The following is a 22,709-nucleotide window of genomic DNA, read 5'->3' as shown; positions in this document are numbered from 1 at the left end:
AGTATAAAAAAAACACCGTGGCTGAAATAAGTAAATTTGATTATTACTTAGGGCTCCGTATTAGCTTGATGGAGGGGTTAACAATGGCACTTTACAAAAAAATAAATTTTATAGTTCTGCCAGCATTTCTCTGACTTCGCTAAGCGCCTTGCATAGTATAGATAAACGATCCGATGAGATTTGTGCTGGGTTGGCTGAAAATCTGCCGAGCTCGAGTTCAACGTGCTGTAAAATATTATTTGCACTGGATTTTACGTTTCTCATTCTTCGTATAGCTTTTCGCGACAAGCGGTTGATTAGAAGGAGGTCAATCATATATTGTGATTGCTTTGATATTCCAAGCACTTCTCCTGTAGTTAGTACGGAGAAATGATTAGAGCGAATGATGCAAAAAGGATCTATAAAATGGCTGTCAGAGACTTTCTCGTCTGGCCAGAAGTCAGACTTTAGTTGATTGCATTTAGCGCAAGCTAGTAAAAGGTTTTCGGGGGTTTTCGCGAGGTCCGGAAAGTGCTTTTGAGGCCGAAAATGATCTAAGTGCATCCCCTCTCCACCATTTTCTTTAAGAAGCACATCGCAATAAACGCATCGAAATTGACAGTCTTCAGAAATCTCACTGTAATATTGTGAGTAGTCGGCGTAATATTGGCCACTTCGGGTCTGTTTGTACTTCGCGCGGCGTTTAATAGGTGGGTAGAACATGCTAATCATGAAGTCCTAAAAGTTTTTTAACTTCAAGCAGTTTATTTTCAACTTGAGATATTTTTCTATTAAGCTCTTCGGCGTCAATGAGTTCAGATGCTAATATTTTTCGCTCTCTATAGAAACCAATTTCTTTGTACTCGATAAGCTCTTCTTCCGATAAGCCGATTGAGTTAGATTTTCTCAAAAGTTCTTCAAATCTATTGTTTCTGGCTGTAGTAATGTCCTTGAATATATTAAGGTGTCTGCGAAGACGCGCTGAAATAGCTTCAACTTTATCACTATCAATTAGATCGTCTTTGCTCAATACATATTCAATATCTCCATTTTCAGGGTCCAATTCTTGAGCGAAGTTGGTAAGAATGTAAACAGGGATTTTACGATCTAGTTGACGTATTGATACCGCCAATTCTGTTCCAAAGTAATCTGCCGTACCCGCAGCTTTAAGCTTCTGGTCAATAATGACTGAGCCTATGTTTTCGTAGGAAAATATAGTTTCTACCATTTTTTCTTTGAACATTTCTGGTTCGATAGCTACGATTTTAGCCTCGTCACCAAAGCACCTTTGAAGGGCTCTCCCATTAACTCTAAGGGCTTTTGGCTCTTCGTCGATGTATAAGACTGTAGGGATCATTTTGTATCTCCTGGAACTGTTATTATAAATTCGGCCCCTCCCAATTCGCCCTTTGGTATAACATTTATAGACCCTTTGGCATGATCTACCACGAATGTTCTTACAATAGATAGACCCATTCCTGTTCCCGTCACATTGCCTTTGTCATCTCGTCTAGTACTATACATTGGGTTGAATAAATGACGCTCCGTGCCGGCCTCTACACCACACCCACTATCTGAGAATCTAATCTCGAGATTGTTTCCTATTTCCTTTGCCGTGACCCTGATAATTCTTCCTCCTTTCGGAGTATCACGCAACGCCCAAATTGAATTTGAAATCATATTGACTACAATACTTTCCCAGTCAATCTCGAAAGCGTTAATCTTTAAAATATCAGTTGGCAAGTTCGTAATGTCGATATCTATGTTTTGCCTCGAAAGAGAGTCTTTAAGCGAATCAAATACTCGGTGAGTAATTTGATAAATACTAATTTTCCCTTTTTTTCTCTTCTCTTTTTTCACATTTCCCAATGAAAAAGATGCAAAGTTTTTTATGAATCTTGTGCTGTCAATTATAATGTTTAAATCATCCGCAAATTGCTCCTCTAGGTTCGGGGTGATCATGAATTTCCCTTCCATAAAGTTATTTTTCAGTTCGATAGCACTCAACGCAGCTAAGTTGCAAAATTCTTTGGCTTCATGACCAAAGCAAACTGTCAGAATTCCGAGCGACGCTAAGTTTGCTAATGTGTCTTTTTCTCTTTCAATTTCTTCTCTTATCGCAACGTAAGCCCTTTCATGTTGCTCTGACGCTTTCTGAGTCTGTATTACTAATTTTTCTATTTCAGCAATTTTTTCTTTGAGGCCAACTTGTGTGAACTCGTCTTCAGTGCTGACCGCTTGACTGAGTTCGGCGACAGCTTTATTACTTTTAGCTATTGATTCGTTTAGCGCGTTTTTTGATGCATCAAAGTCGTCGGTTTGTACATTTGCTCTTGCGTGTTCAATTGCGATATTTTCAAAGGTGCTAACTAATTTCATTGCGAATGATCGCAAATCAAAGAAGGCTGTGGTCTCGACCATTCCTTCTCTGTTGGCTTGATCAATAAGGTTACTATTTTCAAATCTACTTATGAATACCGCTCCAAGAACTTGATGCGGAGCAACGCGCCAGTTGCCTTGACGTATGCCTGAGGGGCTCTTCGCTTTTCGTAATCCAAAATCAAGCCAATCACCGCGTCCTGAAGGCTCACCGTACGGTCTAACTCTGAAGTAATCTCTGTATATGCGTACCCCATTATGAAGTTCCATAAAGGTACTCCATTCTTTTCGGTTTGCACTTGTTGCTTCAGGTTGTGGGATATAATACATTTTCATTGACAGCGGGCCACACTCTGGTTTGACTCTTTCCGGCAGCCAGTCACACCATTCTAATGGGCCTAATTTGATTAGTTCTCCTGTTGGGTTGTGTAAAAATTTTAAGTTCACTTGATAGTTATTATTTACGCTACCTTCTATGGTCCATACAGCCACGTCTAAAAGTTTTTCGGAACTTAACTTCCCGTTAAGTTCGCTATGCGGGCATTCAAAGTCGATTGCGAAATCATTTACTGACGCAAATGGAGAAACCAGTAGTGATATTTCATTTCGAAGATTAGTTAATCTGCTTTTAGACCAGTTTTCTTTCAGGCCTACGAGAATTAGTCGTGTTCCTTTTGATTTTCTAGAGAAGAGATCACCGTATTTTGTGTTAGCTGGTGCAATTCTTTTGAATATCTTATGTGTGATGCTGGAAATAGTTGCTTTTTTGTCGTCGTATTTTTTCCAGTCGACGTGAAGTTCAACGATTGAGTTAGAGTCTTCAGTTTTGGTTTGAAGTATAAGCTTTTTACAGAGTCGATCTATCCCAAGTCGCCCCAATCCTTTTGCGCCTGTGAATACTCTATTTTTTCCAATGGATTTAACTTTGTCGGATTTGTGCTCTGTTCCAATTTTTAGCCATACAGATTCTAAAGTCTCTAGGCTCATTCCATCGCCATCATCTTCTATAATGAGAAGAGGAACTTTTCGGTCAAGTTTTACAAATTTCACCTCGACTTCTTCAGCATTTGCATCATAAGCATTTTTCAGAAGTTCTCCAATAGCCGCAGTTGAACTTGCAATGCTTTCTCGACCAAGTTGTAGCGGGAGCCGCGCAGCAATATCAAATGGAGCGCTTTTTATTAATATTTTTGACATTCTTGGCTCTCATTGGGGGGGAGGGGGAAGCAATCGCTATAAATATAGCTGAATATATCCTTTTCGTCATTTGAGAGGTTGTTTTTTGTTATCAATATTTTTCCGATTCTTTGCAATGTGCCTAGTGAGGGGCAGGGGAGTTTGTTTATATCGCCAGCATTAATTTGAGTGTGACCGAGTCTTTCGGAAAAGTAATTGCTTACTGGTTTTGAGTTGAGATAATAAGCAATGCCATAAACTTCTTCTGCGGATAGTAATCCATTTTTTTTGAAAATGTAATTTAGATGATTTTCAATAAATACCATTTTCGCCGCTGTTTGTAAAAGTGGAGCGGCAATAACATGCAGCGATGCGTCTTGGGGGCTAAATCTTCTTACGAGGACGTAGTTTGAATTAATGATGCCTAGTTTTTCGGTATCATTTGAACAAATAATATGTTCTTTTTTCATTCCAATGGGCCATTGAATGCTCATTTGATGAGTGTGCTGCATCCAATAAAGTGGTTCTGTGTTTTCTGATTTTACTGGTCTTATATGTTCTTTTGTTCGAAAAGGAACAACTTTTCCTGTAGATGCTTTCAAACCGCATGAGGAAAATGTAAATGGTAATGACTTTATAGAAAGTTCTTTGCCTTCTTTTATGAAGGTTAAGCTGAAATCGTCGTCTGCAAAAATCTCTTCTTCAGAAGAGGTACGACTTTTTCTCTGGGCAATATCATGTTCTCCAATGCTAAAGGATAGATTGATATTTTGAATTGAGGTGCTTGATTTTTTGTACCAAGTAATCATCGATTCTTGTTGAATGCGATCATTCGAAAAAGGTGCATTTCTACTTTCAAATAGGTGCGCAGAGAAAAGATTTAAGGTGTTTAGTTTTGCTCTTAATTTTTTGAAGTATTTACCGCTGGTCCAACTACGGGGTGTTAAAAAACATGCCGACCCTTCTGTAGCTAAAGTGTCCGCGCATTTAGACATAAACAAACCATATATGTTTGGTTGTCCGTGCACGACATCAATTTGAGAGATCGATCGCGGATCGTCTTTTCTAAGTTTGAAGAAGGGGGGGTTTGTTATGATGAGATCGTATTTGTCGGTAATGTTTGAAAGTAAAAAATCATCGAATATTATTGTTAGCTTGTACTCTATTGTATGAGGACTAAGTTTTTTATGGAGAAGGGTTTCGAGTTCCTTTAAGTACGGAGCTAGCGAAGGATCAATTTCAAAAGCTGTAACTTCAATTCTTAATGGTTTTTTTTTAAGTTTTAAAATTTCTTCAATTAAAGCTGAAATTAAAATTCCAGTTCCTGCTGCCGGATCTAAAATTTTCAGAAAATTACTATTTTGTTTTTCCAGAAGCTTTTCAGCCATAAATGTGGCAATGTTTGGTGGGGTCATAAACTGACCATGGTCTTTCTTATGCTTTTTTGTGGTTTTTGACCGATACAGCAAACCCAATTCGTGCGAATAGTCGAGACAGGTCATGTCATTTCTGGCTAATTCTTTTCTTACCATTTTTGACTCGTCGCTTACCCTTAGCATTATTAGCTGGTTTTTAGGTTGAATTTTTGAAGTTTAGATTTAGTTATTTCTATCTTCTCATAAAATGAAGAGCGGAAAAAGAAAAATGGCGGTACTTTCTAGCCTAGTCTTAGGCGGCATCAGATAATTGCATTCTACATTTGGTTTGCGTGTATTTCGTCTTACGTGATTTATTTTAACCCCAGTTAGCGTGTAATGTTTGTTTTTCAAATGAATAAAAAGGGCTACATAAAGTAGCCCTCCAAGTTCAGCGTTTTTTGGGGAGAAATCAATCCCAGCTCAACGCCCCACCAGTCTGATACTCAATCACGCGAGTCTCAAAGAAGTTCTTCTCTTTCTTCAAGTCCATGATCTCGCTCATCCAAGGGAACGGGTTAGTGGTCCCTGGGTACTCTTCCTTCAAACCGATCTGCGACAACCGACGGTTAGCGATGAACTTGAGGTAGTCCTCCATCATCGCCGCGTTCATGCCCAGAACGCCGCGAGGCATGGTGTCGCGGGCGTATTCGATTTCCAGCTGAGTACCCTGCAGGATCATCTGCGAGGCTTCTTCCTTCATTTCGGCATCCCACAGGTGTGGGTTTTCGATTTTGATCTGGTTGATCACGTCGATGCCGAAGTTCAGGTGCATGGATTCGTCGCGCAGGATGTATTGGAACTGCTCGGCGACGCCAGTCATTTTGTTGCGGCGGCCCATGGAGAGGATTTGGGTGAAGCCGCAGTAGAAGAAGATGCCTTCCAGAACGCAGTAGTAGGCGATCAGGTTGCGCAGCAGTTCCTTGTCGGTCTCGACGGTGCCGGTGGTGAATTTCGGGTCGGAGATCGAGCGGGTGTATTTCAGGCCCCAGGTGGCTTTTTTCGCGACCGATGGGATCTCGTGGTACATGTTGAAGATTTCACCTTCATCCATGGCCAGCGATTCGATGCAGTACTGGTAGGCGTGGGTGTGGATCGCCTCTTCGAAGGCCTGGCGCAGGATGTACTGGCGGCATTCCGGGTTGGTGATCAGGCGGTACACGGCCAGGACCAGGTTGTTGGCAACCAGGGAGTCGGCGGTGGAGAAGAAGCCGAGGTTGCGCATTACGATGCGGCGCTCGTCGTCGGTCAGGCCTTCCGGGTTTTTCCAGAGGGCGATGTCGGCGGTCATGTTGACTTCTTGCGGCATCCAGTGGTTTGCGCAGCCGTCCAGGTACTTCTGCCAGGCCCAGTCGTACTTGAAAGGCACGAGTTGGTTGAGGTCGGCGCGGCAGTTGATCATGCGCTTTTCGTCAACGGCGACACGGGCGGAGGCGCCTTCGAGTTCGGCCAGGCCTTCGGCGACGTCGAGGGAATCCAGGGCGGCTTTGGCGCGGGCCACGGCGGCGGAGTCAGCAGCGGTCACGGCGCGGGCTTCCAGGGCGGCGGCACCGCCGGCGCTGTCGAGACGGTCCATGGTGGCTTCAGCAGCGTGGCCGGCGTTTGCGCTCTTGGCCACTACTTCCGTGTCTTCTTTGTCGAATTCGTCCCAGCTCAGCATGACGTGTCGTCTCCTGCGTGAGGGCCAGATTGCCCGTGTGAAATGTGATGGTCTGGTTTTTCACACGGTCGTACTGACCGCGTTGGATAGCGTTTTTTGCAGCGGTACACGCAGGCAAATAAACATAATTTTGTACGGGGTCCGAGAGCCTCTGACGGGCGCGGAAATCGGTGAAGACTTCAGCGTGGGCTTCAGACTGGCTGTCATCCCTGTAAGGGAATATTGCAGGCCCGTTTAAGGCGGCATTATAGGGAAATTTTTACGGCCGTGGTGGGGCGAATCCGCGCATGGAGCGGCCGAGAGGGCAGGTTTTTCGGTCAGAGCGAGGGTTTATGGGGCTTTGGCGGGAGCAGATTTTTTTTCGTAAAAATGGCTTGACTGCGCAATTGCTCAAAAAATGAGCGGAAAACGATGTTTTTTACTACATCTTGTGTTTTGAAACGCTTTTCGATGACTCCAGACACAACTGAGCCCGACCGAAATCGGGCTGAAATCGACCTTGGGCGCAAGGCGCAAAGGTGGCCGATTCGGTGCAGTTTTGATCAGCCGCCGGAGCAGCCGTTACCCATCACGCTGTAACGCAGAATATGGCGCTGACCTTTGGAGTCGTCATATTCCATTTTCGCCGGGACCACTTCGCAAACATTTGGAACTTCGCTCATGGAAACAACTTTGGCGATGTCCAGGTTCATGGAGTAAGTGTATTCCTCGATAGCCGGTTGTTGCTGCGCGACATCAGTCTGAATCTCGTCTGCCATGGCGGTTGCGCACAGGCTGCTGAGGACCAGAACCAATAAAGCTTTCATTTAGGTTTTACCTTTTTGAGGGCGAAGGGGGTCACGCAACCTTTTTGGGGTTGCGTGTGGAACTGCACTACTTGGTTTGGGTTAACGGCCTTCGTGGGGGCTGTAACGTGTTAACTCAGGTTGCCGGGTTGGCGAGGCAGATTTTAGGGGCGGGGGATACGTTCATATAGATGTGGTTCTGATAAACACTTTTGACAGATCCTGTAACAATCCCTGAATAACCTCTTCTTCTGTAGGAGCGAGCTTGCTCGCGATGAACCTGAGGGCTACATGGGGTGTCAGGCTGGGCGCGTTATCGTTGGCGACCATCGCGAGCAGGCTCGCTCCTACAGAGTAGGTGGTGGCTAATCAGGACAATTTGTACGGGCTTGTTACTACCATCGTCGAATGGTTCTATAGGCACCGCCCGGCTAAAACAGTGGCCATACAAAAACAACTATTCCACCGAGGTAAGAAAGATGAGTGCGGCTTCCCTGTATCCCGTTCGTCCCGAGGTTCTGGCCAATACGCTGACTGATGAAGCGACCTACAAGGCCATGTACCAGCAGTCGGTCGTCAACCCGGACGGTTTCTGGCGCGAGCAAGCCAAGCGCCTCGACTGGATCAAGCCTTTCACCACGGTGAAGCAGACCTCCTTCGACGATCACCATGTCGACATCAAATGGTTCGCCGACGGCACCCTGAACGTTTCCTACAACTGCCTCGACCGTCACCTGGCCGAGCGCGGCGATCAAGTCGCAATCATTTGGGAAGGGGATGACCCTGCCGAAAGTCGCAACATCACCTACCGCGAGCTCCACGAACAAGTCTGCAAGTTCGCCAACGCCCTGCGTGGCCAGGACGTGCACCGCGGCGACGTGGTGACGATCTATATGCCGATGATCCCCGAAGCCGTGGTCGCCATGTTGGCTTGTACCCGGATCGGTGCGATCCACTCGGTAGTGTTCGGCGGCTTCTCGCCGGAGGCTCTGGCCGGTCGCATCATCGACTGCCGTTCGAAAGTGGTGATCACTGCCGACGAAGGCATCCGTGCCGGCAAGAAGATCCCGCTCAAGGCCAACGTTGACGATGCCCTGACCAACCCGGAAACCAGCAGCATCCAGAAAGTCATCGTGTGCAAGCGCACCGGTGGCGATATCAAGTGGAATCAGCACCGCGACATCTGGTTCGAAGACCTGATGAAAGTGGCTGGCACCGTTTGCGCACCGAAAGAGATGGGCGCCGAAGAAGCGCTGTTCATCCTCTACACCTCCGGTTCCACCGGCAAGCCGAAGGGCGTGCAGCACACCACTGGCGGTTATCTGCTTTACGCGGCCATGACCCATGAGCGCGTGTTCGACTACCGCCCAGGCGAAATCTACTGGTGCACCGCCGACGTCGGCTGGGTCACCGGTCACAGCTACATCGTCTACGGCCCGCTGGCCAATGGTGCGACCACGCTGCTGTTCGAAGGCGTGCCGAATTACCCGGACATCACCCGGGTGGCGAAGATCGTCGACAAGCACAAAGTCAACATCCTCTACACCGCGCCAACCGCCATTCGCGCGATGATGGCTTCGGGCACCGCCGCCGTTGAAGGCGCCGATGGCAGCAGCCTGCGCCTGCTCGGTTCGGTGGGCGAGCCGATCAACCCGGAAGCCTGGGACTGGTACTACAAGAATGTCGGCAAGTCCCGTTGCCCGATCGTCGATACCTGGTGGCAGACCGAAACTGGCGGCAACATGATGAGCCCACTGCCGGGGGCGCATGCCATGAAGCCGGGTTCCGCCGCGCGTCCGTTCTTCGGCGTGGTGCCGGCCCTGGTGGACAACCTGGGCAACATCATCGAAGGCGAGGCCGAGGGCAACCTGGTGATTCTCGATTCGTGGCCAGGCCAGGCCCGTACCCTGTACGGCGACCACGACCGCTTCGTCGATACCTACTTCAAGACCTTCCGTGGCATGTATTTCACCGGTGACGGCGCCCGTCGCGATGCCGATGGTTACTACTGGATCACCGGTCGCGTGGACGACGTGCTCAACGTGTCCGGCCACCGCATGGGTACTGCCGAGATCGAAAGCGCGATGGTTGCGCACCCGAAAGTCGCCGAAGCGGCAGTGGTCGGTGTGCCGCACGACATCAAAGGGCAGGGCATTTATGTCTATGTCACGCTGAAAAATGGCGAGGAACCGAACGAGCAACTGCGCCTGGAACTGAAGAACTGGGTGCGCAAGGAAATCGGCCCGATTGCTTCGCCGGATGTCATCCAGTGGGCACCGGGGCTGCCGAAGACCCGTTCGGGCAAGATCATGCGCCGGATCCTGCGCAAGATTGCCACCGCCGAATACGAAGGGTTGGGCGATATCTCCACCCTGGCCGACCCGGGTGTGGTGCAGCATTTGATTGATACGCACAAGACGATGAATGTGGCGTAAGTAGCATTCGGAGTCATCGAAGCCCTGCCAGGTGTTTTGCCTGGTGGGGCTTTTTATTGCCTGATGTTTTTGCATTGATCGGGCAGGCCTCATCGCTGGCAAGCCAGCTCCCACAGGTTGCTGTGTTGAAACACAATATGTATTCCAACATCGAGCCCTGTGGGAGCTGGCTTGCCAGCGATGGCGCCGGATCAGGCACCGCATAAACACCAGTCAATAATTATCGACTTCCCCTGTCAGTGCTTTCCCATTGTTACCTGTCCATTCTCAAGTAACTGAATGTGTAACCGCTCCGTGCCATTACGAGGCATAGGGAAACGCGGCGCCCATTATTCGGGCCATAAAAGCGCCCCGAAAAAATAACACCCCACGCTGCGCTTGCCGGATTAGAAGGGTTTGCCAATAATAGGCCCGCAATTTGCTACATAGATGGGTTTACCTTCTTTTGCCTTTGCATGATTTTGCAGGGCTGTCAATGTGCCCAAACGGCTTTCTCGGCGCTTCTGTAACTAGTTGTCGCATTGAAGAAATATCGGCTTCGGGCCTGTCGTTAGAATGCCGATCATTCGCTCGTCGTTGCCTGTGTTGAAATTTCGCACACGCTTCCTAGGACGCAGCAACGCTTTCCGGTTCCACTCATTCGCATATTGGGCTGTCGCTCACTCTGCCGTTTTAGCCCTTTACCGATGGAGTCCCAAGATGAAGAAACTCGTGCTGCTTGGCGCCCTGGCAATGTCCGCCGTGCTGTCCATGCCATCTTTCGCTGACGAAAAACCCCTGAAAATCGGTATCGAAGCGGCGTACCCTCCATTCGCGTCCAAAGCACCGGACGGCAGCATCGTTGGTTTCGACTACGACATCGGCAACGCCCTGTGCGAAGAGATGAAGGTCAAGTGCGTGTGGGTCGAGCAAGAGTTCGACGGCCTGATCCCCGCACTTAAGGTGCGCAAGATCGACGCGATCCTGTCGTCCATGTCGATCACTGAGGACCGCAAGAAGTCTGTGGACTTCACCAACAAGTACTACAACACCCCGGCGCGTCTGGTGATGAAGGCCGGCACTCAGGTCAGCGACAACCTGACCGAACTCAAAGGCAAGAACATCGGCGTGCAACGCGGTTCGATCCACGAGCGTTTCGCCCGCGAAGTCCTGGCTCCGCTGGGTGCCGAGATCAAGCCATACGGTTCGCAGAACGAAATTTATCTGGATGTCAGCGCCGGCCGCCTCGACGGCACCGTGGCAGACGCTACGCTGCTCAATGACGGCTTCCTGAAAACCGATGCTGGCAAGGGTTTCGCCTTCACCGGCCCGGCGTTCACTGACGTCAAATACTTTGGTGACGGTGTGGGTATCGCCGTGCGCAAGGGCGACAAGGCTGAGCTGGACAAGCTCAACGCCGCCATCGCCGCCATCCGCGAGAATGGCAAGTACAAGCAAATCCAGGACAAATACTTCGACTTCGATATTTACGGCCAGTAAGTACATCGCATCGACAAGTCCGAAATGGCGCAAGCAACAGGATCTCTGAGGTTTGCGCCATTTTTTCATCCCAACTTTCGAGGACCTGAATCATGTTGAAAGGCTACGGGGCTGTCATCCTCGATGGCGTTTGGCTGACGCTTCAGCTCGCCTTGTCGTCCATGGCCCTGGCCATTGTCCTGGGCCTGATCGGCGTGGCGCTGCGCCTGTCGCCGGTGCGCTGGCTGGCCTGGCTGGGCGATCTGTATGCCACGGTGATCCGCGGGATTCCCGACCTGGTGCTGATCCTGCTGATCTTCTACGGCGGCCAGGACATGCTCAATCGCGTCGCGCCGATGCTGGGCTATGACGAATACATCGACCTGAACCCACTGGCTGCCGGTATCGGCACCCTGGGCTTCATCTTTGGTGCGTACCTGTCGGAAACCTTCCGTGGCGCATTCATGGCGATTCCCAAGGGGCAGGCCGAAGCTGGCATGGCTTACGGCATGAGTAGCTTCCAGGTGTTCTTCCGGGTGCTGGTGCCGCAGATGATTCGCCTGGCGATTCCGGGTTTCACCAACAATTGGCTGGTACTGACCAAGGCCACCGCGCTGATTTCGGTGGTGGGTCTGCAAGACATGATGTTCAAGGCCAAGCAGGCGGCCGATGCCACCCGCGAGCCTTTCACCTTCTTCCTCGCAGTGGCGGCGCTGTACCTGGTGATCACCAGCGTCTCGTTGCTGGCACTGCGTCACCTCGAGAAGCGCTACTCGGTAGGCGTAAGGGCGGCTGAGCTATGATCTTCGACTACAACGTCATTTGGGAGGCCTTGCCGCTGTACCTCGGCGGCCTGGTGACCACCCTCAAACTGCTCGCGCTGTCGCTGTTCTTCGGCTTGTTGTGTGCGTTGCCGCTGGGCTTGATGCGCGTGTCGAAAAACGCCGTGGTCAACATGACCGCGTGGCTCTACACCTACGTGATTCGCGGCACGCCGATGCTGGTGCAACTGTTCCTGATCTACTACGGATTGGCGCAGTTCCAGGCCGTGCGCGAGAGCTTCCTGTGGCCATGGCTGTCCAGCGCGACGTTCTGTGCCTGCCTGGCCTTCGCGATCAACACCAGCGCCTACACCGCCGAAATCATCGCCGGCAGCCTGCGCGCCACGCCCAATGGCGAGATCGAAGCGGCCAAGGCCATGGGCATGTCGCGGGTCAAGATGTACAAGCGCATCCTGCTGCCGTCGGCCCTGCGCCGGGCGCTGCCGCAGTACAGCAACGAAGTGATCATGATGCTGCAGACCACCAGTCTGGCATCCATCGTGACCCTGATCGACATCACTGGTGCCGCGCGCACGGTCAACGCCCAGTTCTATCTGCCGTTCGAGGCGTACATCACCGCTGGTGTGTTCTACCTGTGCCTGACCTTCATTCTGGTGAAGCTGTTCAAGCTGGCCGAGCGTCGCTGGCTGGGTTACCTGGCCCCACGGAAACACTGATATGGAACGCATCGATCATGTGTTGCCGTGGAGCCACCTCGGTAGCGAGCGCAAAATTTCGGTATTCCGCTTCGGCAGTGGCGAGCGCAAGGCCTACATCCAGGCCAGTCTCCACGCCGATGAACTGCCGGGCATGCGCACGGCCTGGGCGCTGAAAAAGCGCTTGGCCGAACTCGAAGCCCAAGGCTTGCTCAATGGTGTGATCGAACTGGTGCCGGTGGCCAATCCACTGGGCCTCGGTCAACTGTTGCAGGGTAATCATCAAGGGCGTTTCGAGGCCGGCAGCGGCAAGAATTTCAACCGTGATTTCGTTGAGCTCAGCGCGCCTGTGGCCGCTCAGCTCGCCGGAAAACTGGGTGATGATCCACACGCCAATATCCGTTTGATCCGCCAGGCCATGAGCGATCATCTGGCGGCCCTGCCAGAGGCGAGCAGCCAGCTGCAAGGCATGCAACGCGTGTTGCTCAGTCACGCCTGCACCGCCGATGTGGTACTGGACCTGCATTGCGATGCCGAAGCGGCGCTGCACATGTACGCCTTGCCGCAGCACTGGCCGCAGTGGCGTTCGCTGGCGGCGCACCTGAATGTGCGGGTTGGCTTGCTGGCGGAAGATTCCGGTGGCAGCTCCTTTGATGAAGCCTGTTCGTTGTCGTGGTTGCGTTTGTCACGCTTGTTCCCGGATGCGCAGATTCCCCTGGCGTGCCTGGCGACTACCCTTGAATTGGGTGGTCAGGCGGACACCGGTCGTGCTGAAACCGAGGCGTACGCCGAAGGTATTCTGGCGTTCCTCGCCGAGCAGGGTTTGATCAGCGGCGACTGGCCTGAACCTGCACAGGATGCGTGCGAAGGCATGCCGTTCGAAGGCACCGAATTGTTGTTCGCGCCGCATCCGGGCGTGGTGAGTTTTCTGCGTCAGCCCGGCGAGTGGATCGAAGCCGGTGACGAGATTTTCGAAGTGATTGATCCGCTGGCGGATCGGGTCAGCACGGTGTGTGCTGGTACCTCCGGGGTGCTGTTTGCCATTGAACGGCTGCGTTATGCCCAACCCGGTTTCTGGCTGGCCAAGGTGGCGGGGCGCGAAGCGCTGCGTCACGGGCGCTTGCTCAACGACTGACTGACTGCTTTTTGTGAGAACCGACCGCATGTACAAACTTGAAGTCCAAGACCTGCATAAACGCTATGGCAGTCACGAAGTGCTCAAGGGCGTGTCCCTGAAAGCGGCGGCTGGCGATGTGATCAGCATCATCGGCTCCAGTGGCTCCGGCAAAAGTACCTTCCTGCGCTGCATCAACCTGCTGGAGCAGCCGCACGCGGGCAAGATCCTGCTCAATAACGAAGAGCTGAAACTGGTGGCAAACAAGGACGGCGCACTCAAGGCTGCCGATCCGAAACAGCTGCAACGCATGCGTTCGCGCCTGTCGATGGTATTCCAGCACTTCAACCTGTGGTCGCACATGACTGCACTGGAAAACATCATGGAAGCGCCGGTTCACGTGCTGGGCGTGTCCAAGGCCGAAGCCCGTGAAAAGGCTGAGCACTACCTGAACAAGGTTGGCGTGGCGCATCGTAAAGACGCTTATCCGGGCCACATGTCCGGCGGCGAACAGCAGCGCGTGGCGATTGCCCGTGCGCTGGCGATGGAGCCGGAAGTGATGCTGTTTGACGAACCGACCTCGGCGCTCGACCCTGAGCTGGTCGGCGACGTATTGAAGGTGATGCAGGCCCTGGCCCAGGAAGGCCGGACCATGGTGGTGGTGACCCACGAAATGGGCTTTGCCCGCGAAGTGTCGAACCAGTTGGTGTTCCTGCACAAAGGTGTCGTCGAAGAAAGCGGTAACCCGCGTGAAGTGCTGGTGAACCCGCAATCCGAGCGTCTGCAACAATTCCTGTCCGGTAGCTTGAAGTAATCAGAGCTGCCGTTGTGCACCAGGATCGTGCATGCTTCGCAACCTAAACGCCGACCGGTTTCCCTGTAGGAGCGAGCATGCTCGCGATGGTCGTCAACGATAACGTTGGGTGCCTGACACCCCGCGCAGTCCTCGAGTCCATCGCGAGCATGCTCGCTCCTACAGGGAACTGCACTTGTTTGCGTATACGGGCTAGCATTGGCCCGTGCCTTCATCACTGTTCTTTGTTTCGGATTGCCCGCCCATGACTGCCCATCGAATTGGTTTCCTGATTTGGCCCAGCACTAAAGCACTGACGCTGGCGCTGGCTGAGGAGGCCTTGCGTGTTGCCCAGCGTGTGCATCCGGACGTGGTCTACGAGCTGTCGTTCTTGCAAGCCGAGCCGTCGACCGACAGCGCCTGGCAATTGCCCGGTGAAGCCTGGACCGGCAAGCTTGAAAACTTTCAGAAATTGTTCCTGCTCGCCGACGAGCCGCCGACCACTTTGGCACCGGCGCTCAGCAGTGCCCTCAAGCAATTGGTGCGCTCCGGATGCGTGATCGGAGGTCTGTCGGCCGGTGTCTATCCGTTGGCGCAACTGGGGTTGCTCGACGGCTATCGCGCCGCCGTGCACTGGCGCTGGCAGGACGATTTCGCCGAGCGCTTTCCGAAGGTCATCGCCACCAGTCATCTGTTCGACTGGGATCGCGATCGCCTGACCGCGTGCGGTGGTATGTCGGTACTTGATTTGCTGTTGGCGGTGCTGGCCCGTGATCACGGCGCGGAGCTGGCTGGCGCGGTATCGGAAGAACTGGTGGTCGAGCGCATCCGTGAAGGCGGTGAGCGTCAGCGTATTCCGTTGCAGAATCGTCTCGGCTCGAGCCATCCGAAGCTGACCCAGGCTGTGTTGCTGATGGAAGCCAACATCGAAGAGCCGCTGACCACTGACGAAATCGCCCAGCATGTGTGCGTGTCCCGTCGGCAGTTGGAGCGGATCTTCAAGCAGTACCTCAATCGTGTGCCGAGCCAGTACTACCTGGAACTGCGCCTGAACAAGGCGCGGCAGATGTTGATGCAAACCAGCAAGTCGATCATCCAGATCGGCCTTTCCTGCGGTTTCTCCTCGGGGCCGCATTTCTCCAGTGCTTATCGCAACTTCTTCGGCGCCACGCCGCGCGAAGATCGCAACCAGCGACGCAGCAGCAGCCCGTTCGAATTGTCTTCGGTGCCGGCGGAGCGCGGCTAACCTCAAAGGCGGTAACGCATTCACACCTGCAAAAGGCCATGGAACTGCTCCCATGGCCTTTTGCATTTCAGGCAAATCAAATCCGGGCAACCCTGCCGTTAACTGCCTCGTACAGTTAAACTGCGCCTTTGCGACCCTATATGTCGCATTGCCGTAAACCCGGGAAAAACCGGGGTTTGCGCTATAAGAAGTTGTCGCTTGGCGGCAAGGCTAGGCTGAAAACTGTCCTTACAATCCCCCCATCGCTCGCCAGTTTCAGGCGAGTGTTTTCTCTTCAGGAGACTCCGATGTCCGTTGAGCACGCTGCGGTACAACGCGCCGATTTCGACCAGGTAATGGTTCCCAACTACGCGCCTGCCGCTTTCATTCCGGTACGTGGCGAAGGTTCCCGCGTCTGGGATCAGTCCGGCCGCGAGCTGATCGACTTCGCCGGCGGGATTGCCGTTAACGTATTGGGCCATGCACATCCGGCACTGGTCGGTGCCTTGACCGAGCAGGCCAACAAGCTGTGGCACGTGTCCAACGTGTTCACCAATGAGCCTGCTCTGCGCCTGGCCCATAAGCTGATCGATGCCACCTTTGCCGACCGTGCGTTCTTCTGCAACTCCGGCGCTGAAGCGAACGAGGCCGCTTTCAAGCTGGCCCGTCGTGTCGGCCACGATCGTTTCGGCAGCGAAAAGTACGAAATCATCGCCGCGCTCAACAGCTTCCACGGCCGCACCCTGTTCACAGTGAACGTCGGTGGCCAGTCGAAGTACTCCGACGGCTTCGGTCCGAAGATCACCGGTATCACCCACGTGCCGTACAACGATCTGGCCGCACTGAAAGCCGCCATTTCCGACAAGACTTGTGCTGTTGTACTGGAGCCGATCCAGGGCGAAAGCGGCGTGATCCCGGCCGAACTCGAATACCTGCAAGGCGCCCGTGAGCTGTGCACCGCCCACAACGCGCTGCTGATTTTCGACGAAGTGCAAACCGGCATGGGCCGTACCGGCCATCTGTTTGCCTACCAGCACTACGGAGTGATCCCGGACATCCTGACCAGCGCCAAGAGCCTGGGCGGCGGTTTCCCGATCGCGGCCATGCTGACCACCGAAGACCTGGCCAAGCACCTGGTTGTCGGCACCCACGGCACCACCTACGGCGGCAACCCGCTGGCCTGTGCCGTTGCCGAAGCGGTGATCGACGTGGTTAACACCCCTGAAGTGCTGAACGGCGTGAACGCCAAGCACGATAAATTCAAGGCGCGCCTTGAGCAGATCGGCGAGAAGTACGGCCTGTTCACCAAGGTGCGTGGCATGGGCCTGTTGATCGGTTGCGTGCTGAGCGATGCCTGGAAAGGCAAAGCCAAGGACATCTTCAACGCCGCTGAAAAAGAAGGCCTGATGGTGTTGCAAGCCGGTCCCGACGTGGTTCGTTTCGCGCCAAGCCTGGTGGTGGAAGACGCCGATATCGATGCCGGCCTGGATCGCTTCGAACGCGCTGCGGCAAAACTGACGCAAGCCTGATGGACCCTTCGGCGCCTGACGATTCAGGCGTCGAACCTAATTTTTATGCCGGCCCCGCTCTTCTGTAGGAGCGAGCTTGCTCGCGATGGTGGATCAGCCACATTGATGTCGACTGACACTCCATCGCGAGCAAGCTCGCTCCTACAGGAGTCCCAAGGCGGGGCCGGCTTATTTTCCTCAAAGAGTTTAAAAAAAGGAGTGACACCATGCTGGTGATGCGCCCCGCGCAAATGGCTGATCTGGGCGAGGTACAGCGTCTGGCTGCGGACAGCCCGATTGGTGTCACTTCCCTGCCGGATGACGTTGAACGCCTGAGCGACAAGATCGCCGCGAGCGAAGCCTCGTTTGCCGCCGAAGTGAGTTTCAACGGCGAAGAAAGCTATTTCTTCGTCCTCGAAGACGCCTCCACCGGCAAACTGGTGGGCTGCTCGGCCATCGTGGCCTCGGCCGGTTATTCCGAGCCGTTCTACAGTTTCCGTAATGAAACCTTCGTGCACGCCTCCCGCGAGCTGAAGATTCATAACAAGATTCACGTGCTTTCCCAGTGCCACGACCTGACCGGCAACAGCCTGCTGACCAGTTTCTACGTGCAGCGCGAGCTGGTGGGATCGCCATGGTCCGAGCTCAATTCCCGTGGACGCCTGCTGTTCGTGGCCAGCCATCCGGAGCGTTTCGCCGATTCCGTGGTGACCGAGATCGTCGGTTACAGCGACGAAAATGGCGACTCGCCGTTCTGGGATGCCATCGGCCGCAACTTCTTCGACCTCAACTACGCTGAAGCCGAGCGTCTGTGCGGACTGAAGAGCCGTACGTTCCTGGCCGAGCTGATGCCGCATTACCCGATCTATGTGCCGCTGCTGCCGGACTCCGCTCAGGAAGCGATGGGCCAGGTGCACCCGCGGGCGCAGATCACCTTCGACATTCTGATGCGCGAAGGCTTCGAGACCGATCACTACATTGACATCTTCGACGGTGGCCCGACCTTGCACGCTCGCGTTTCGGGGATCCGCTCGATCGCCCAGAGCCGCGTGGTGCCAGTGAAAATCGGCGAGCCGGTCAAAGGTGTCGGTCGCCAATACCTGGTGTCCAACGGCCAGTTGCAGGATTACCGCGCGGTCATGCTCGAGCTCGATTACGCGCCGGGTAAACCCGTGACCCTGGACCTGGAAGCGGCCGAAGCCCTGGGCGTCGGTGAAGGTGCCAGCGTACGCCTGGTGGCGGTTTAACGCCTGCGTCAAAAAATGCCTGAAAGCAGCGAGTTTCACGGGTGGCGCAAGCGGCCCGTTTGAGGAGATAGCATGATCGTTCGTCCCGTACGCAGCAGCGATTTACCCGCTCTGATCGACCTGGCCCGCAGCACCGGCACCGGCCTGACCACCTTGCCGGCCAACGAAGAGCGCCTGGCCCATCGGGTTGGCTGGGCCGAGAAGACCTTCCGCGGCGAAGCGGGGCGGGCCGATGCGGACTACCTGTTCGTGCTCGAAGATGACAACGGTCGCGTGGTGGGCATTTCCGCCATCGCCGGCGCCGTTGGCCTGCGCGAGCCTTGGTACAACTTCCGGGTTGGGTTGACCGTCAGCGCCTCGCAAGAGCTGAACATCTATCGCGAAATCCCCACGTTGTTCCTGGCGAACGACCTGACCGGCAACTCCGAGCTGTGCTCACTGTTCCTGCACGCCGATTACCGCACGGGCCTCAACGGCCGCATGCTGTCCAAGGCGCGGATGCTGTTCATCGCCGAGTTCCCGCAACTGTTCGGCAACAAGATCATCGCCGAGATGCGCGGCGTGTCCGATGGCGCCGGGCGCTCACCGTTCTGGGAAAGCCTGGGTCGGCACTTCTTCAAAATGGAATTCAGCCAGGCCGACTACCTGACCGGTGTGGGCAACAAGGCGTTCATCGCCGAACTGATGCCGAAATTCCCGCTGTACACCTGCTTCCTTTCGCCGGATGCGCGCAACGTGATCGGCCAGGTACACCCGGACACCGAGCCGGCGCTGGCGATGCTCAAGAGCGAAGGGTTCAGCTACCAAGGCTATGTCGACATTTTCGACGCTGGTCCTGCGATCGAGTGCGAAACCGGCAAGATCCGCGCGGTGCGCGACAGCCAGGCGCTGGTACTGGCCATCGGCACGCCGGGCGACGATGCCACGCCGTTCATTATTCATAACCGCAAGCGCGAAGACTGCCGGATCACTGCCGCCCCCGCACGCTTCGCCGCCGGCACGCTGGTGGTCGACCCGCTGACCGCCAAACGCCTTCAACTCAACGCCGGCGATCAGGTGCGCGCCGTTCCGTTGTCTGCTGCTCGGGAGTCGAAATAATGAAGTCGCTATACATCGCAGGTGAATGGCTGGCCGGTCAGGGCGAAGCCTTCGAGTCGCTTAATCCGGTGACCCAGCAAGTACTGTGGTCCGGTCAAGGCGCCACTGCCGCTCAAGTTGAATCGGCCGTGCAAGCCGCACGTCAGGCGTTCCCGGGCTGGGCGCGTCGAACGCTGGAAGAACGTATTTCGGTATTGGAAGCTTTTGCCGCGGTATTGAAGAGCCACGCCGACGAACTGGCTCACGCCATTGGTGAGGAGACCGGTAAACCCCTGTGGGAAGCGGCGACCGAAGTCACCAGCATGGTCAACAAGATTGCGATTTCGGTGCAGAGCTACCGCGAACGCACCGGCGAGAAGAGCGGCCCGCTGGGCGACGCCACCGCGGTGTTGCGTCACAAGCCCCACGGAGTGGTGGCGGTGTTCGGTCCTTACAACTTCCCGGGTCACCTGCCCAATGGTCATATCGTCCCGGCGCTGCTGGCCGGTAACAGCGTGTTATTCAAACCCAGCGAGCTGACGCCGAAAGTCGCCGAACTGACGGTCAAGTGCTGGATCGAAGCCGGCCTGCCGGCGGGCGTGCTGAACCTGCTGCAAGGCGCTCGCGAAACGGGAATCGCCCTGGCGGCGAACCCGGGTATCGACGGTCTGTTTTTCACCGGTTCCAGCCGCACCGGCAATCACCTGCACAACCAGTTCGCCGGTCGTCCGGACAAGATCCTTGCGCTGGAGATGGGCGGTAACAACCCGCTGGTGGTCGATCAGGTCGCTGATGTGGATGCGGCGGTGTACACCATTATTCAGTCGGCGTTCATTTCTGCCGGTCAACGCTGCACCTGTGCCCGCCGCTTGCTGGTGCCGCAAGGTGCCTGGGGCGATGCATTGCTGGCGCGTTTGGTATCGGTCAGTTCGACGATCGATGTCGGTACTTATGATCAGCAGCCACCGCCGTTCATGGGCTCGGTGGTCTCTCTTGGCGCAGCGAAAGCACTGATGGATGCGCAGGAACATCTGCTGGCCAACGGTGCGGTGGCCTTGCTGGAAATGACTCAGCCCCAGGCCCAGGCGGCCTTGCTGACCCCGGGCATTCTTGACGTGACCGCCGTGGCCGAGCGCCCGGACGAAGAGCTGTTCGGCCCATTGCTGCAAGTGATCCGCTACGCTGATTTTGAAGCGGCCATTGCTGAGGCCAACGACACCCAATACGGCCTGGCGGCCGGGTTGCTGTCGGACTCCGAAGCGCGTTACCAGCAATTCTGGCTGGAAAGCCGCGCCGGCATCGTCAACTGGAACAAGCAACTGACCGGTGCCGCGAGCAGCGCGCCATTCGGCGGTGTCGGCGCCTCGGGCAACCACCGCGCCAGTGCCTACTACGCGGCGGATTACTGTGCGTATCCAGTGGCCTCGCTGGAAACGCCGAGCCTGGTGCTGCCAGCGGCCCTGACGCCTGGCGTGAAGATGGCGTAGCCCCCATTCGCGAGCAGGCTCGCTCCCACATTTGGAATGCTTTCCCCTGTGGGAGCGAGCCTGCTCGCGAAGGCCGCAACTCGGTCTTACTGAATTGTTACCTGATGCCTATAACAAACAGATTCTCGTGGAGCCTCGCTGATGAAATCCTATGAAGTCAATTTTGACGGTCTAGTGGGGCCGACCCATAACTACGGCGGCCTGTCCTACGGCAACGTCGCATCCCAGAGCAACAGCCAGCAGTCGTCGAATCCGAAAGAAGCGGCACTGCAAGGCTTGGCGAAGATGAGAGCGCTGATGGACATGGGCTTTCAGCAAGGCGTGCTAGCCCCGCAAGAGCGCCCGGATGTGGCCGCACTGCGTCGCCTGGGTTTCAACGGCACCGATGCCGAAGTGATCGAACGTGCCGCCAAAGACGCGATGCCGCTGCTGGTTGCCAGTTGCTCGGCGTCGAGCATGTGGGTCGCCAACGCCGCCACCGTCAGCCCGAGTGCCGACACTGCGGACGGCCGTGTGCACTTCACCGCCGCCAACCTCAACTGCAAATACCACCGCAGCATTGAACACCCGACCACCAGCCGTGTGCTGGGGGCGATGTTTGCCGACCAGAAGCACTTTGCTCATCACGCCGCGTTGCCGGCCGTAGCGCAGTTCGGTGACGAAGGTGCGGCCAACCACACCCGTTTCTGCCGCGAATACGGCGAAGCCGGTGTCGAGTTCTTCGTGTTCGGTCGCAGTGCGTTCGACACCCGCTACCCGGCGCCGCAGAAGTACCCGGCGCGCCAGACCCTCGAAGCTTCCCAGGCCGTCGCTCGCCTGCACGGCTTGAAGGACGACGGTGTGGTCTATGCCCAGCAGAACCCATCGGTGATCGATCAGGGCGTGTTCCACAACGACGTGATCGCCGTAGGTAATGGGGAAGTGTTGTTCTATCACGAGGACGCGTTCCTCGAGACCGATAAGATGCTGGCCGAGTTGCAGAGCAAACTCGCCAAGGTCGGTGGGAAATTTCAATCGATCTGCGTACCGCGTTCCGCAGTAACCGTCGAAGACGCGGTCCGTTCCTACCTGTTCAATAGCCAATTGCTGTCGCGTCCTGACGGCTCGATGCTCTTGATCGTTCCGGAAGAGTGCCGTGGCAACGAGCGTGTCTGGCAGTACCTGCAGGGTTTGACCAGCTCTGGCGGCCTGATCCGTGAAGTGAAGGTGTTCGATCTCAAGCAGAGCATGCAGAACGGCGGTGGCCCTGCTTGCCTGAGGTTGCGCGTCGCGCTCAACGAAACCGAACTGGCGGCGGTCAACCCAGGGGTTATCATGACGGCACCGTTGTACGGCACGTTGACCGAATGGGTTAACAAGCACTACCGCGACCGCATGACCGAAAACGATCTGGCGGATCCGCAATTGTTGCTTGAGTGCCGGACGGCACTGGATGAACTGACGCAAATCCTTAAACTGGGCGCGGTTTATCCATTCCAGATCAATTGATCGACG

The 22,709-nt window shown here is 54.6% G+C and carries 18 protein-coding genes; 12 read left to right on the top strand and 6 right to left on the bottom strand.

Annotated features, from left to right (window positions below; all coding sequences use genetic code 11):
- Positions 1-108: 108 nt before the first annotated feature.
- The 6 genes from ACSFE6_RS09040 to ACSFE6_RS09015 form a co-directional block, all read right to left on the bottom strand.
- Positions 109-702: an HNH endonuclease gene (locus tag ACSFE6_RS09040; protein WP_435427272.1), complete on the bottom strand. Its 594-nt coding sequence runs from the start codon at positions 700-702 to the stop codon at positions 109-111.
- A gap of 1 nt (position 703) precedes the next feature.
- Entirely contained in the window at positions 704-1,336 is a 633-nt protein-coding gene (locus ACSFE6_RS09035) for a hypothetical protein (protein WP_435427271.1), read from the bottom strand.
- Positions 1,333-3,555, bottom strand: coding sequence for a sensor histidine kinase (locus ACSFE6_RS09030; protein WP_435427270.1), 2,223 nt, complete (start codon positions 3,553-3,555; stop codon positions 1,333-1,335). Before ACSFE6_RS09030 ends, ACSFE6_RS09035 begins: the two co-directional genes overlap by 4 nt.
- Complete coding sequence (locus tag ACSFE6_RS09025) at positions 3,540-5,066, bottom strand: Eco57I restriction-modification methylase domain-containing protein (protein WP_435427269.1); 1,527 nt, start codon at positions 5,064-5,066, stop codon at positions 3,540-3,542. Before ACSFE6_RS09025 ends, ACSFE6_RS09030 begins: the two co-directional genes overlap by 16 nt.
- Positions 5,067-5,361: 295 nt before the next feature.
- Positions 5,362-6,609 carry a ribonucleotide-diphosphate reductase subunit beta gene (locus ACSFE6_RS09020; RefSeq protein WP_435427268.1) on the bottom strand — a complete coding sequence of 416 codons (1,248 nt, stop codon included), beginning with the start codon at positions 6,607-6,609 and terminating at the stop codon, positions 5,362-5,364.
- 542 nt (positions 6,610-7,151) lie between these two features.
- On the bottom strand, positions 7,152-7,415 hold the full coding sequence (locus ACSFE6_RS09015) for a DUF2790 domain-containing protein (protein ID WP_435427267.1): 264 nt from the start codon (positions 7,413-7,415) through the stop codon (positions 7,152-7,154).
- Between the two features lie 458 nt (positions 7,416-7,873).
- On the opposite strand from ACSFE6_RS09015, the gene acs reads away from it, so the two are divergent.
- The 12 genes from acs to astB all read left to right on the top strand — a co-directional run bounded on the left by acs (position 7,874) and on the right by astB (position 22,703).
- Positions 7,874-9,829: an acetate--CoA ligase gene (gene acs, locus ACSFE6_RS09010; RefSeq protein WP_435427266.1), complete on the top strand. Its 1,956-nt coding sequence runs from the start codon at positions 7,874-7,876 to the stop codon at positions 9,827-9,829.
- 699 nt (positions 9,830-10,528) lie between these two features.
- Entirely contained in the window at positions 10,529-11,308 is a 780-nt protein-coding gene (locus ACSFE6_RS09005; RefSeq protein WP_435427265.1) for an ABC transporter substrate-binding protein, read from the top strand.
- Between the two features lie 92 nt (positions 11,309-11,400).
- The gene (locus ACSFE6_RS09000; protein WP_435427264.1) at positions 11,401-12,090 is read left to right on the top strand and encodes an ABC transporter permease; all 690 of its coding nucleotides are present in this window, start codon (positions 11,401-11,403) and stop codon (positions 12,088-12,090) included.
- Complete coding sequence (locus tag ACSFE6_RS08995) at positions 12,087-12,785, top strand: ABC transporter permease (protein WP_175388511.1); 699 nt, start codon at positions 12,087-12,089, stop codon at positions 12,783-12,785. The genes ACSFE6_RS09000 and ACSFE6_RS08995 overlap by 4 nt, the downstream gene beginning before the upstream one ends.
- Before the next feature lies 1 nt (position 12,786).
- Positions 12,787-13,899: a M14 family metallopeptidase gene (locus ACSFE6_RS08990; RefSeq protein ID WP_435427263.1), complete on the top strand. Its 1,113-nt coding sequence runs from the start codon at positions 12,787-12,789 to the stop codon at positions 13,897-13,899.
- Positions 13,900-13,927: 28 nt separating this feature from the next.
- Positions 13,928-14,692 carry an ABC transporter ATP-binding protein gene (locus ACSFE6_RS08985; RefSeq protein WP_007971015.1) on the top strand — a complete coding sequence of 255 codons (765 nt, stop codon included), beginning with the start codon at positions 13,928-13,930 and terminating at the stop codon, positions 14,690-14,692.
- A 244-nt stretch (positions 14,693-14,936) separates the two neighbouring features.
- Complete coding sequence (gene argR / locus ACSFE6_RS08980) at positions 14,937-15,917, top strand: transcriptional regulator ArgR (RefSeq protein ID WP_435427262.1); 981 nt, start codon at positions 14,937-14,939, stop codon at positions 15,915-15,917.
- Positions 15,918-16,204: 287 nt separating this feature from the next.
- Positions 16,205-17,425, top strand: coding sequence for an aspartate aminotransferase family protein (locus ACSFE6_RS08975; RefSeq protein ID WP_435427261.1), 1,221 nt, complete (start codon positions 16,205-16,207; stop codon positions 17,423-17,425).
- A gap of 206 nt (positions 17,426-17,631) precedes the next feature.
- On the top strand, positions 17,632-18,651 hold the full coding sequence (aruF, locus tag ACSFE6_RS08970) for an arginine/ornithine succinyltransferase subunit alpha (RefSeq protein ID WP_435427260.1): 1,020 nt from the start codon (positions 17,632-17,634) through the stop codon (positions 18,649-18,651).
- Between the two features lie 72 nt (positions 18,652-18,723).
- On the top strand, positions 18,724-19,749 hold the full coding sequence (astA, locus tag ACSFE6_RS08965; RefSeq protein ID WP_435427259.1) for an arginine N-succinyltransferase: 1,026 nt from the start codon (positions 18,724-18,726) through the stop codon (positions 19,747-19,749).
- Positions 19,746-21,215, top strand: coding sequence for a succinylglutamate-semialdehyde dehydrogenase (astD, locus tag ACSFE6_RS08960; protein WP_435427308.1), 1,470 nt, complete (start codon positions 19,746-19,748; stop codon positions 21,213-21,215). The genes astA and astD overlap by 4 nt, the downstream gene beginning before the upstream one ends.
- Before the next feature lie 141 nt (positions 21,216-21,356).
- A complete protein-coding gene (gene astB / locus ACSFE6_RS08955) occupies positions 21,357-22,703 on the top strand; it encodes an N-succinylarginine dihydrolase (RefSeq protein ID WP_435427258.1) in 1,347 nt (448 codons plus the stop codon).
- The last annotated feature ends 6 nt before the right edge of the window (positions 22,704-22,709 follow it).

The organism is Pseudomonas baetica (assembly GCF_051216495.1).
In the GTDB taxonomy this organism is placed as follows: domain Bacteria; phylum Pseudomonadota; class Gammaproteobacteria; order Pseudomonadales; family Pseudomonadaceae; genus Aquipseudomonas; species Aquipseudomonas baetica_B.
The sequence above is the reverse complement of the archived record's forward strand: the minus strand, read 5'-3'. Positions and strand labels throughout refer to the sequence as shown.